This window comes from Bacillus sp. PS196 (assembly GCF_037963555.1).
Taxonomy (GTDB): Bacteria; Bacillota; Bacilli; order Bacillales; family Bacillaceae; genus Bacillus; species Bacillus subtilis.
The window spans coordinates 3,647,202-3,659,558 of the sequence record NZ_CP150159.1 but is presented as its reverse complement, the minus strand read 5'-3'; the positions used below and the strand labels follow the sequence as shown (position 1 = coordinate 3,659,558).

12 protein-coding genes are annotated in these 12,357 nt (G+C 45.1%); 9 read left to right on the top strand and 3 right to left on the bottom strand.

The annotated features are described in order from the left end of the window. Positions 1–138 precede the first annotated feature (138 nt). Positions 139–549, bottom strand: coding sequence for a YwpF-like family protein (locus NST79_RS18950; protein WP_003227794.1), 411 nt, complete (start codon positions 547–549; stop codon positions 139–141). A gap of 174 nt (positions 550–723) precedes the next feature. Here NST79_RS18950 and ywpG point away from each other — a divergent pair, with 174 nt between their 5' ends. From ywpG to ywpJ, 4 genes are all read left to right on the top strand, one after another. Next, the gene (gene ywpG / locus NST79_RS18945) at positions 724–1,107 is read left to right on the top strand and encodes a DynA interaction protein YwpG (protein WP_029318736.1); all 384 of its coding nucleotides are present in this window, start codon (positions 724–726) and stop codon (positions 1,105–1,107) included. A gap of 76 nt (positions 1,108–1,183) precedes the next feature. Beyond that, the gene (gene ssbB, locus NST79_RS18940) at positions 1,184–1,525 is read left to right on the top strand and encodes a single-stranded DNA-binding protein (protein ID WP_212060299.1); all 342 of its coding nucleotides are present in this window, start codon (positions 1,184–1,186) and stop codon (positions 1,523–1,525) included. Between the two features lie 223 nt (positions 1,526–1,748). Continuing rightward, positions 1,749–2,525, top strand: coding sequence for a transcriptional regulator GlcR (gene glcR / locus NST79_RS18935; protein WP_003244075.1), 777 nt, complete (start codon positions 1,749–1,751; stop codon positions 2,523–2,525). Positions 2,526–2,530: 5 nt separating this feature from the next. After that, positions 2,531–3,388, top strand: coding sequence for a phosphatase YwpJ (ywpJ, locus tag NST79_RS18930; protein ID WP_212060300.1), 858 nt, complete (start codon positions 2,531–2,533; stop codon positions 3,386–3,388). A gap of 124 nt (positions 3,389–3,512) precedes the next feature. On the opposite strand, the gene NST79_RS18925 is transcribed toward ywpJ, so the two are convergent. Beyond that, positions 3,513–6,281: a DEAD/DEAH box helicase gene (locus NST79_RS18925; RefSeq protein WP_129010254.1), complete on the bottom strand. Its 2,769-nt coding sequence runs from the start codon at positions 6,279–6,281 to the stop codon at positions 3,513–3,515. Continuing rightward, positions 6,268–7,878, bottom strand: a complete 1,611-nt coding sequence (locus NST79_RS18920; protein ID WP_212060301.1) for an SWIM zinc finger family protein — start codon at positions 7,876–7,878, stop codon at positions 6,268–6,270. Before NST79_RS18920 ends, NST79_RS18925 begins: the two co-directional genes overlap by 14 nt. 203 nt (positions 7,879–8,081) lie before the next feature. On the opposite strand from NST79_RS18920, the gene NST79_RS18915 reads away from it, so the two are divergent. The 5 genes from NST79_RS18915 to uglF all read left to right on the top strand — a co-directional run bounded on the left by NST79_RS18915 (position 8,082) and on the right by uglF (position 12,239). Further along, complete coding sequence (locus NST79_RS18915) at positions 8,082–8,225, top strand: hypothetical protein (protein ID WP_003242876.1); 144 nt, start codon at positions 8,082–8,084, stop codon at positions 8,223–8,225. Between the two features lie 232 nt (positions 8,226–8,457). Beyond that, positions 8,458–9,204 (top strand): protein-tyrosine kinase activator TkmA, encoded by a 747-nt coding sequence (gene tkmA, locus NST79_RS18910; RefSeq protein ID WP_015251052.1) that lies wholly within the window; start codon positions 8,458–8,460, stop codon positions 9,202–9,204. Next, a complete protein-coding gene (gene ptkA / locus NST79_RS18905) occupies positions 9,194–9,910 on the top strand; it encodes a tyrosine-protein kinase PtkA (protein WP_042975530.1) in 717 nt (238 codons plus the stop codon). Before tkmA ends, ptkA begins: the two co-directional genes overlap by 11 nt. Before the next feature lie 47 nt (positions 9,911–9,957). Continuing rightward, positions 9,958–10,722: a tyrosine-protein phosphatase gene (locus NST79_RS18900; RefSeq protein WP_144482891.1), complete on the top strand. Its 765-nt coding sequence runs from the start codon at positions 9,958–9,960 to the stop codon at positions 10,720–10,722. Between the two features lie 194 nt (positions 10,723–10,916). After that, positions 10,917–12,239: a UDP-glucose 6-dehydrogenase UglF gene (gene uglF, locus NST79_RS18895; protein ID WP_116315766.1), complete on the top strand. Its 1,323-nt coding sequence runs from the start codon at positions 10,917–10,919 to the stop codon at positions 12,237–12,239. Positions 12,240–12,357: the final 118 nt, after the last annotated feature.

Below are 12,357 nucleotides of genomic sequence, written 5' to 3'. Positions count from 1 at the left end.
TATGCAAGAGAGAAAGCACGAAAAGAAAAGCTGCCGTTCAAAACGGCAGCTTTTTTCATGCAGAACATATCTATTCAAAATGTCTATTGTGATGTTCTTCGGTTCTGTGTCTGTTTTGGGGAACATGCCCCCTCATATTTATAATTTTTGCTTAAATGCCTCAATGAGTTTTGTTCCTGTATAGCCCTCTTTTACAAGGGACTCGAGAATGGTTTCAGTGCCCTGCTGTTTTCTTGTGACCATTTGTCCGTAGAGTAAAACCTGGATGCTTTCTTCCAGCTTGACGATATTTTTCACTGCTGCTGTCAGCTGGGCGGGGCGATTGCTTTTTTTCGTGATCGTTACAAATACTTTGGCTTCAGATTGGCTGTTTTGAAGCTGTTCAAAAAAAGACAGATGTTCTTTCTGTACAAGCGCCTCAATCAGCCAGTGATTTTCACCGTCTTCTTTATTTATAATCAGTCCGTCAATAAGGGGAAACTGTTCAATTGATTGTTCTTCCTTGTCCACTCGTTCCACATTCAGGTCAACCAGTTTAAAGGTTTTCATTTCTTCTCACCCCGATTACTTCCAAAGTTTTCTTGCCTTCCATTATAACATAAACGTTTTCGAGGAAAAAATCCTGCAATGCTGGGGCTAAAGAATTTTGTATGAGCGAAACATTTAATAATTTCTATTTTTTCATTATACTGTAACTGACTATGGATTACGGAGAGATGTGGTATGAATCAATTTCATTTAAAAGAAATTTATATTGACGGCGTTCCTTCTGAAAGTCATTTGATTCAAAAGGAAGTAACATATATGTTAAGCCGTAAAGAAGTGTTTGAGGTTCATCTGAACAAAAAAGGAAGAATAAGTTTTTTATACGAAACACAAGATGGCATGGAGCAGTATAAAATCAAGCTGTCAATGCCGGAAAAAAAATTGAGCTTTCAGTGGTTTGCGTGGGATGGCTCTTCCTATGTGCGCATGAATACGCAAAACTGGCTGACAAAGCAAATCTTTTTCCGTTTTTTAAAAAGTACATATTTCTTCAAAGGAAAAAAGCAAAAGATGTTTTTAGCTGAAGGAAAAATGAAAACGAAAGATAAAAACAGAGGCTGAAAGCCATTTTTAAGCGTTTTTCTTTTCTTGTTGCATCATTTACAATACATACAACCGCAAGGAGAGGAGGAATCGCATGTTCAATCAGGTCATGCTTGTCGGACGTCTTACAAAAGATCCTGATCTTCGCTACACTTCCGTCGGTGCGGCAGTTGCACATGTTACGCTCGCGGTGAACCGCAGCTTCAAGAATGCTTCAGGTGAAATCGAAGCTGATTACGTCAATTGCACACTTTGGAGAAAAACAGCTGAAAACACGGCGTTGTATTGCCAAAAAGGTTCTCTCGTCGGCGTAAGCGGACGGATTCAGACAAGAAGCTATGAAAACGCGGAAGGCGTTAACGTGTATGTAACAGAAGTGTTGGCTGACACTGTTCGTTTTATGGACCCTAAACCCCGGGAAAAAGCTGCTGATTGACACCCCTGCTCCTCCCGTTATCTATCCATTCACTATTATCCGGATCTTCGCATCATCCCCTCAAAATTGACCAGTCGACCAGACTGGTTCTTTCTTTTTGCCTACTTAGGAAAAATTGGTTCTCTCGACGCATTTTTACTTAAAACCACTTATTAATGTTGAATAAAATCAAATAAAAACTTATAATTACTTATAAATGATTGCTGAGAAAAGGAATGAGGGCGTGTACCAAGAAGAAAGATTAGTAGCGATTTTGGATTTTTTAAAACAGCATAACCGAATTACAACGGAGCAGATCTGTACGCTCCTGCAAGTGTCAAGGGATACAGCGCGACGAGATCTTGTGAAACTTGAGGAACAGAATGCCATCATCCGCACAAGAGGCGGCGCCATTTTGCCGACTGTGCATCAGAAAATTCAAAGCTATTCCGGCCGCCTGAAAACAGTGTCTGAGGAAAAAAATAAGATCGGCAGGCTTGCAGCATCGCTTATTCATGATGGTGACCGGGTGATTTTAGACGCCTCTACAACTGTTCAAGCATGTGCAAAGCATTTGAATGCGGTTGATTGTACGGTAATCACCAATTCGATTAATCTTGCGGATGTGCTGTCCGATAAAGAGGGAATTGAAATTTATCTGCTGGGAGGCAAGCTGGAAAAGGAGCACCGCTTTCTGTACGGGTCCTCTGTGATTGAAAAGCTCTCAAGCTACCATGTTGATAAAGCGCTGATTGGTGTGGTCGGTATTTCCGAACATGGCATTACAATTGCACATGAAGAGGATGGCATGGTGAAGCGGAAAATGATACAGCAGGCAAAGCAGGTAATCGCGCTTGCAGACCATTCTAAGCTGGGCAGCACCAGTTTTTATCAGTATGCGGAGCTGAATGAAATCGACCTCTTGATTACAGACAGGCTGCCGAATCAGGCATTTTGTGACTTGCTTGACCGAAACGGCGTTGAGCTTCTCGTGACAGAGCAGGATGAAGGAAAGGACTGACAAACGTGAAATTAATTGCGATTGACTTAGATGGAACCTTACTCAACAGCAAGCATCAGGTAAGCTTGGAAAATGAAAACGCACTGCGGCAGGCGCAGCGGGACGGCATTGAAGTGGTGGTGTCAACTGGGCGCGCTCATTTTGACGTCATGTCAATCTTTGAACCGCTGGGGATCAAAACATGGGTCATCAGTGCAAACGGCGCCGTCATTCACGATCCCGACGGCAGGCTTTATCATCACGAAACGATTGATAAGAAACGGGCGTATGACATTCTCTCATGGCTTGAGTCGGAAAACTATTATTATGAGGTATTCACAGGTTCAGCGATTTATACGCCGCAAAACGGCAGAGAACTTCTTGATGTTGAGCTCGACAGATTCAGAAGCGCAAATCCGGAAGCGGATCTTTCTGTCCTTAAGCAGGCGGCCGAGGTGCAATACAGCCAATCGGGCTTTGCTTACATTAACTCCTTTCAAGAGCTGTTTGAAGTCGATCAGCCAATCGATTTTTACAATATTCTCGGCTTTTCTTTCTTCAAAGAAAAGCTTGAGGCAGGCTGGAAAAGATATGAGCATGCCGAAGATTTGACGCTTGTCAGTTCGGCTGAGCACAACTTTGAGCTTTCTTCCCGCAAAGCTTCCAAGGGGCAGGCGCTGAAGAGGCTTGCAAAACAGCTGAATATTCCGCTCGAGGAAACCGCTGCTGTAGGTGACAGTTTAAATGACAAATCGATGCTGGAGGCTGCGGGAAAAGGTGTAGCGATGGGCAATGCCCGGGAAGACATCAAATCGATAGCCGATGCGGTCACCTTAACCAATGACGAACATGGTGTCGCACATATGATGAAACATTTGCTGTAGGTATATGTGCTGCTCCAAAAGTGCATCCTGTTGATAACCGGCGTAACGGATTTTTTGAAATTCGGCGTGACGGCTATGAACGGAAAAAAGCTGGCTCTTTCAGAGCCAGCTTTTTTAGTCATGATCATTGCGCTGTTGCGCTTAATGTAAACAATTCTTCGAGCTCCTGTGTGGAAAGCTCGGTAATCCAGTTTTCACTTTGGATAATTTGATCGTTCAGGGTTTGCTTGGATTCAAGCATGACATCAATTTTTTCTTCGATTGTTCCCGTCGTAATCATTTTATGAACGTGGACAAAGCGCTCTTGGCCTATGCGGTATGCACGGTCAGTCGCTTGATTTTCAACCGCCGGGTTCCACCATCTGTCATAATGGATGACGTGATTGGCGGCGGTCAAATTAAGTCCGGTGCCTCCAGCTTTGAGTGAGAGAATCAGTGTCGGATATTCTTTCCTTTGAAATTTCTCAACGAGTGTATCCCGCTCTTGCTTGGAGAGACTCCCATTTAAAAATTGCACAGGTTCCCCGAACGTTTTTTCAAGCAGCCGCTTCATCATGTTCCCCATCTGAATGTATTGCGTGAAAATCAGACAGCTTTCGTTTTGGGCGCGGATCGCTGTCATCAGTTCCAGCAATTTTTCAAGCTTGACTGATCTGCCGGCCAGCAGCTCGGTTTGCTCTTCCTTTAAATAAAGCGCGGGATGATCGCATATTTGCTTGAGCCGTCCAAGCATGCTGAGGATCAGCGCTTTTCGCTGCATGCCGGTCAGGGATGTCATATGGTCAAAAGTGTCTTTGACGAGCTGCTCATAAAGGGATGCCTGCTCGGCTGAAAGCGGGATAAATTCTTTTTCTTCCAGCTTTTCAGGAAGATTAAGCGCGACCTCTTCATCCCGTTTCGTCCGGCGGAGAAGGAATGGCCGGATTAATTGCTGAAGCTGTCCGATTCTCTTTTCGTCCCGGTCTTTTTCGATCGGCAGCACATAGCGTTTATGGAAGCCGGTCAAACTGCCGAGGTAGCCTTTATTCATGAAGTCAAAAATAGACCACAGCTCAGTCAGTCGGTTTTCCATCGGCGTGCCGCTCAGCGCGATATGGTGAAGCCCCTTCAGCTTCCTGATTGCGCGTGACTGCTTCGTATGCGCGTTTTTAATATTTTGCGCTTCATCAAGGCAGATCGTGTTCCATGTCACAGAAGAAAGCTCTTCAGTATCGGCATGTGACAGACCGTATGAAGTGAGCACCACGTCTGCGTTTTCATAATGCGCGGCGAAATCATCACCCTTTGGCCGGCGCGGCCCATAATGGAGCGCGACAGACAGATCAGGGGCAAAGGTTTGAAGCTCCCGCTGCCAGTTGCCAAGTACGGATGTCGGCGCAATAATCAAATGAGGCGTTTTTTGCCGGCCGCTTTCCTTCACATGAAGGAAATAGGCGATCATTTGAATCGTTTTCCCAAGCCCCATATCGTCAGCCAGACAGGCGCCAAAACCGCTTTCCCGAAGAAACAGCAGCCAGTTCATGCCGTATTTCTGATAAGGGCGGAGCGTTCCTTTGAAAGAAGGACTGACTTCGTGCTCCGGCAGGTTTTCCGCGGCAGTGAGCTTTCGAATCAGTGACCTGAGCTGTTTAGACAGATCAAACTGAATGCCGGCGAAAGCGGATGTATCAATCAGATCCGAATCCTCAAGTCCGCCCTCCTGCTGATCCATTAGCTCACGCGCCAGAATATCAGACATGTGGAGTCCCTCTGATTCTGCTTTTTCCATCAGGCGTTTCATCTGTTTGATAAACTGCGGATCGATTTTAACCCATTGCCCGCGGATATTAACAAGGCGCCTGTTGCTGGCGACAAGCTCATTAAATTCAGCCTCAGTCAGTTCAATTCCATTTGTCGCAAACCGCCAGTTGAAATCAAGCAGTGCATTCATGCCGACAAATGACTCGCCGCGCGGGGAGGACGACACCTTTGCTTTCAGCATCATGTTGCTGTCTCTGACAATCTGCCACCAGGACGGCAGGAGGATTTCTACCCCCATATCGACAAGCGTCTCACTTGCTTCTGACAGGAAGATCCAGGCTTCTTCCTCCGAGATCAGCGTTGTCCCGGAATCAAACGACAGCCACGGAACCGTTCTGTGAAAGCGGTCCTGCTCACGCGCGATTTTATCGCTGTACGCCTGCCACGATTTTTTGAGGCTCTTCAGTCCGTCAAAGAATTCTACAGCGCCGCTCTTTTTATCGCGTAAAAACATCTCGATCTTCCATTCGTCTCCGTCAAAGTCTGGTTCATTTAAGCGCAAGCCGACAGTAAATGGAGATTGGTCGTCAATCCAGCCAATGCCTTCCAGAAAATCCTCTTCATCAAGAAAATGGCCGCGGAATGACGTAACCGCAGGCGATTTCTCCTTGATATGTTCCCATTTCTCCCGCAGGTCATCGTCGTATTGGATGTAATCCTGTACGGCAGCGGAAAACCATTCCGCAGTAAAGCCTTCCAGTATATTATCGCGGTCCTTCCAGCGAAAAACACCGTTTGTCCATGCGTCATAGTCAGGCATAAAATCGCCGTCCGCGATAAATTCATAGATGGTCGATGCCGCCTCGATCAGCGGCTCCGTTTCTTCTGTAAGCTGCACGGAGCTGAATGAGTTGAACGAGTTTTTGCCGAGAAGCTCTACAGTCATCCATGGAGATAGCAGGACAGCAGTCGTCCCGATGAAGCTGACATCCTCTAGAAAGGTTCCGTAAAATGAGGATTCATGCCATTGGAACAAATGCTTTTTCATATGGCTGTAGGGAAGAGGCTGCTCATTCTCATCAAAGGCTGAGAGCGTAAATGACCCATCTTCCATTTGTTCGACGTGGATGAGAATTTCTTTAAGACTCGCCATCAATCAACTTTCCTTTCTGCAGTTCTTCTTGAAGCGCGCGCAGGCGCTTGTAATGCGAGCTCAGCAGCTGAATATACCGCTCCCACATCTTCTGCTTTTTCGCTTTTTTGTACAGGGTGCGCAATTTTTTCAAATACCGGGCGGCTTCCTTGTACGAGCTGCGGTTCTTCTGATCAATGAAAAAAGCCACTTCTCTATGGTAAGCCGGTATAAGCGCCTCAGGGTCGCTCGCTGCAATTTCCTTGAGCATCATTTTATCCATTTCATTGATGGAAAAGCCGACAAGGCTATGAATTTCAATCCACTCGGCATAGCGTTTTTTTTCATATAAATGATGGCTGTATTCTGTGAACGTATACGGCAGACAGCCCGCGGCAAAGCGTTCAAACAGCGCTTGATCATTGGTTTGCTTCACATAGGCATTCAACAGAAGGAACAGCTCGCCGATCACATCGCGAATCTCTTTAAACGGCTTATCCAGCTTCGTATAACCCATCGCAATTGGCTCAATTTGCTGGTACCATGTTTTAAGCCGTTTCCAGTCCTTCTTGGCAGTCATTTCACTCAGCCATTGGAACGTATAAGGGAGCGCTTCCGGCGGGAATTGATCCGCTTCCGCAAAAATAACGTCATCATTCTTTTGCAGGAATTCCAAATGCAGGCGCCCGAATTGCAATTCGGGAGAAAAACGCCGTCCAGCTTCTTTTTTCAATATCTCCTGTTCGCGTGCCACCCATTTTGGCCGCGACAGCAGCGCACTCCAAATTTCACCGAAGACGCGGATGCGTTCATATTGGAAAATTTCTTCTTTCAACAGCAAAGGTCGGATAACATCCGGTGTTTTATCCAAAAACGGATCAAGCGCAAAAGACAGCGCGTACGTTTTTAATTTGTCAATAGAGCTGTAGATTGTATCCATCAGCTGTTCAACGTACGGATTGAGGGAATAAAAATCTTGTTCGGGGTTCAGCTTGCCCGCTTCAATCAATGTGAACATGCGAAGCCAAACCGCAATCGCGGAATGAATCTGATACAGGCTTTTCAGCTCCGGCTTGTTCGGCGCATGTTTTTTTAATGCGGACAGGTAGCCGTAATAGAGGCCCTGCATGTTTTGGCTGCCTTCTGGCGTACGTGCCTGCCAGAGAGAAAACTCTGAATCAAAAAAAGCAAGCCAGCTTGAAAGCGATTCTTCATTAGGCAGCACCTTTTCCTGAAACTGGCGGCGGACGAGCTCTTTGCTTTCCTCAAGCTTTTCCCTCTCCAGCCAATACTCTGTAAAAGTACCCACTCGCTCGAACATTGCATATACATATAAAAACACAGCCAGCATATGGCGGCAGATTCTTCCGGACGGACATGAACAGCCGCTTTTGACTATGACAAACAAGTTCAATGTGACCCGCACAGGCACAACATCCTGCACGTAAGCCGTAACTTCCGTCGGACTCACTGCTTGTAAACGATAGACTGAATCCTGCCGATATAAAATAAGGGCTTTTTTGATCAGCTGAACATTTTCCTCATTGTAAGGAAGAAGTTCTTTTAACTGTTCAGCAGATGCCAGCACATCGTCTTTGGAAATCATATTCTGAAGCATGATTATCGCTCCTAACCGAGTCACGTAATAAAAAGATCCAATTTCTCTATTATATCGCAACACATCGGCCTTAAAAAGTTTTTCCTAAAAAAGGACATAAAAAATGGGATGTGTCGAATGATGTATTAGAGATTGCAAATTGATAACCAGCATCATATAATAATCGTGTTTTCAACTTAATGGAAGCTGAAAGGAAAAAAAAGATGAGTGAAAAGAAATTGAATCAAGAAGAATTTCTGAAAATTTTGATGCATGCACATGAAATTGGTGAGCAGTCATCTGAGATGACGACGAAGGAAATGCTTGAAAATTTGATTTCTCATATTAAAAATGGATATGCAACATAAAAATCCCGCACGCCTTTAGCGGGATTTTTTTATGCGAGATTACGTGACTGCACGAATAAGAGAAAATGAGACAGCACTGTCAACACAGTAAATATAGCGCTTACATAAAAAAGAGTAACATATCGTTTTGTAAAAAATGTCGAATTATGTCACGTGAAAAGCTGGAGAAATGCGGTTTCAACGTTGTATAATCGTAAATGGAAAAGGATGTTATAAGAGATTTGGAGGTATCATGGGAGAATCTACTAGCTTAAAAGAGATATTATCAACGTTAACAAAACGCATACTTTTGATTATGATTGTAACCGCAGCTGCCACTGCTGCCGGCGGACTCATTAGTTTCTTCGCACTTACACCCATCTATGAAAATTCAACTCAGATTCTGGTCAACCAATCGAAAAATGAACGAAAAGAAGTTCAATTTAACGATGTCCAAACCAATCTTCAGTTAATCAATACGTACAATGTCATCATTAAAAGCCCTGCCATCTTAGATGAAGTCATTAAAGAAATGGGCCTGTCGATGACATCCCAAGAACTGAATGACAAAATTACCGTATCCAGCGAACAGGACTCCCAAGTGGTCAACATATCAGTCAAGGATGAAAACGCGGAAACAGCGGCTCATATTGCCAATACTATAGCATCTGTTTTTCAAGACAAAATCACATCCATTATGAATGTTGACAATGTCAGCATTCTGTCAAAAGCCGAGGTTTCAGAACATCCGTCCCCTGTATCGCCAAAGCCGCTTCTAAACATTGCCATCGCGTTTGCGGCCGGATTGGCGGGAAGCATCGGACTGGCCTTCCTGCTTGAGCATTTGGATAATACGATCAAATCGGAAGAGCAGCTCGAATCCTTGCTGGACATACCTGTTTTAGGGACAGTTTCCACCATTGCGAATGAGCAGAAAACAGCAAAGACCTTACAGGGTTTCCAATCTGAAAAAACGGGGAGTGGACATTTTGGCGCTTAGAAAAAGCAGAGACTCGTGGATGCGGAGAAATGTCATTGCAATGACAGAGCCGAAATCCTTGAACTCTGAACAATATCGGACGATTCGCACGAATATAGAATTTGCTTCAGTGGACCGGCAAATGAAATCAGTCATGATTACATCGGCTTGTCCGGGGGAAGGAAAATCAACAACGGCCGCCAATCTGGCTGTCGTATTCGCCCAGCAGGGAAAAAAAGTGCTCCTGATTGATGCTGATTTGCGAAAACCAACAGTACATACTGCCTTTTTTCTTGAAAATACGGTTGGCTTAACATCTGTTTTATTAAAGAAAAGCTCTATGGAGCAGGCTGTACAAGCATCGAATGAAAAACATCTTGACGTGCTGACGAGCGGCCCGATCCCGCCAAACCCGGCCGAGCTTCTCTCCTCGAAGTGGATGAAGGAGCTTGCATACGAAGCGTGTGCGGCATATGATATGGTCATTTTTGATACGCCGCCTATTCTTGCCGTAGCAGATGCACAGATTTTAGGCAACGTGGCAGACGGTTCTGTTCTGGTTATTTCAAGCGGGAAAACAGAAAAAGAACAAGCCGCAAAAGCGAAAGAGGCGCTTGAAACGTGCAAAAGCAAGCTCCTCGGGGCGATTATGAACGGCAAAAAGCTTTCGAAGCACTCTGAATACGGATATTACGGAAACAAGGACAATTTCATGCAAAATAAATAACGTGCATCGTGCCCGTTATTTATTTTTGCGAAAAAAGGGGCTAGGACATGATCGATATTCACTGTCACATTCTTCCCGCATTGGATGACGGGGCAGGTGATTCGGCCGACAGCATAGAAATGGCAAGAGCCGCTGTTCGTCAGGGAATCCGGACGATCATTGCGACACCTCATCATAACAACGGTGTGTATAAAAACGAGCCAGCCGCAGTCAGAGAAACAGCAAATCAGTTAAACAAACGTTTAATCAAAGAAGACATTCCTTTACATGTGCTTCCGGGACAGGAAATCAGAATCTACGGCGAGGTGGAACAAGACCTTGCCAAACAGCAGCTGCTTTCGCTGAATGATACAAAATATATCTTGATTGAGTTTCCGTTTGATCACGTTCCCCGATATGCGGAGCAGCTTTTTTATGATTTGCAGCTGAAAGGATATATTCCGGTTATCGCCCATCCTGAACGCAACAGGGAAATTCGCGAAAACCCGTCTTTGCTGTATCATCTTGTGGAAAAAGGAGCAGCATCTCAGATTACTTCAGGAAGTCTTGCGGGGACCTTCGGCAAGCAGCTGAAAGCATTTTCTCTCCGGCTGGTTGAAGCCAATTTGATCCATTTCGTAGCCTCAGATGCCCATAATGTGAAAACGAGAAATTTTCACACTCAAGAGGCTCTTTATCTTCTAGAGAAAGAATTCGGCTCGGAACTTCCTTATATGCTGACGGAAAATGCAGAGCTTCTCCTGCGGAATCAGACCATCTTCAGACAGCCTCCGCAACCGGTCAAAAGAAGAAAATTGTTTGGTCTTTTTTAACAGCCGATTCTCATTTCACCACTTTCTTTTTGAGAGCGATATAATAGTGTATTGTATGATTGAATCACATTTCAGAAATCTGTACAGGCTGTACCCGACAGGCTATGCGGGAGATCATTCGCATTCATGATAGGATGTTCTCATACGATATTACGGAAGCTGCAAAGCAGCAATTTAACTGTTGGAGGGAAACAATGAATATAACAGTCATCGGAACAGGCTATGTCGGTCTTGTGACAGGTGTTTCTCTTTCTGAGATTGGACATCATGTAACCTGCATTGATATTGACGCTCACAAGATTGATGAAATGAGAAAGGGCATTTCCCCCATATTTGAACCAGGTCTTGAAGAGCTGATGAGAAAAAATACAGCTGATGGACGGCTGAACTTTGAAACGAGCTATGAGAAAGGCTTGGCACAGGCAGACATCATTTTTATAGCGGTCGGCACACCGCAGAAAAGCGACGGGCACGCCAATCTGGAGCAAATTACAGATGCGGCCAAACGCATCGCAAAGCATGTCAAACGAGATACAGTCGTGGTAACGAAAAGCACAGTGCCCGTTGGGACAAACGATTTGATTAATGGACTGATCACTGAACATCTAGCGGAGCCTGTCAGTATTTCGGTTGCATCCAATCCGGAATTTTTGCGTGAGGGGTCGGCGATCTATGATACCTTTCATGGTGACAGGATCGTGATCGGGACGGCCGATGAGAAAACAGCAAATACGCTGGAGGAGCTCTTCCGTCCGTTTCAAATCCCGATTTACCAAACGGATATCAGAAGCGCCGAGATGATCAAATATGCCTCAAATGCTTTTCTGGCCACTAAGATCAGTTTTATAAACGAAATTTCGAATATATGTGAAAAGGTCGGCGCCGATATTGAAGCAGTCGCATACGGGATGGGACAGGATAAGCGGATCGGGAGCCAGTTTTTAAAAGCGGGCATAGGCTACGGCGGCTCTTGTTTTCCAAAGGACACAAACGCCCTCGTGCAAATTGCCGGCAATGTCGAGCATGATTTTGAACTGCTGAAATCGGTTATCAAAGTCAACAACAATCAGCAGGCGATGCTGGTTGATAAAGCGCTGAACAGGCTCGGCGGGGTGACGGGAAAAACGATTGCCCTTTTAGGCCTGTCATTTAAACCGAATACGGACGATATGAGAGAAGCGCCGTCAATTGTTATTGCAGACCGTCTCGCTGCGCTCGACGCCCGTATCAGAGCCTACGATCCCATTGCAGTTAGCCATGCAAAGCATGTTCTCCCGCAAGCTGTTGAATATAAAGAGACGATCGAGGAAGCTGTCAAAGGTTCTGACGCCGTCATGATTTTAACCGACTGGGCTGACATTAAACAATTTCCGTTAGCGGCTTATCGGGATTTGATGGAATCGCCGCTCATATTTGACGGCAGAAACTGCTACACATTGGATGAAGCTGCGGCTTCAGGAGTGGAGTATTATTCTGTCGGTCGGAAGGCGGTTGTTCCGTCAGGTGCAATTCAATAGATGAAAAAGAAAGGCTGGTTGCGCACCAGTCCTTTTTTTCATCTATTGCGGGGGGCTGAATACATTTGCTACTATTTAACTATTGTTTGGAAAATTATACAGAAGTAGGGCTTCTTTA

Coding starts and splice junctions, on each gene's coding strand:
- NST79_RS18950 (WP_003227794.1), bottom strand. CDS start 549: ATGAAAACCTTTAAACTGGTTGACCTGAATGTGGAACGAGTGGACAAG.
- ywpG (WP_029318736.1), top strand. CDS start 724: ATGAATCAATTTCATTTAAAAGAAATTTATATTGACGGCGTTCCTTCT.
- ssbB (WP_212060299.1), top strand. CDS start 1,184: ATGTTCAATCAGGTCATGCTTGTCGGACGTCTTACAAAAGATCCTGAT.
- NST79_RS18925 (WP_129010254.1), bottom strand. CDS start 6,281: ATGGCGAGTCTTAAAGAAATTCTCATCCACGTCGAACAAATGGAAGAT.
- NST79_RS18920 (WP_212060301.1), bottom strand. CDS start 7,878: ATGCTTCAGAATATGATTTCCAAAGACGATGTGCTGGCATCTGCTGAA.
- NST79_RS18915 (WP_003242876.1), top strand. CDS start 8,082: ATGAGTGAAAAGAAATTGAATCAAGAAGAATTTCTGAAAATTTTGATG.
- tkmA (WP_015251052.1), top strand. CDS start 8,458: ATGGGAGAATCTACTAGCTTAAAAGAGATATTATCAACGTTAACAAAA.
- NST79_RS18900 (WP_144482891.1), top strand. CDS start 9,958: ATGATCGATATTCACTGTCACATTCTTCCCGCATTGGATGACGGGGCA.
- uglF (WP_116315766.1), top strand. CDS start 10,917: ATGAATATAACAGTCATCGGAACAGGCTATGTCGGTCTTGTGACAGGT.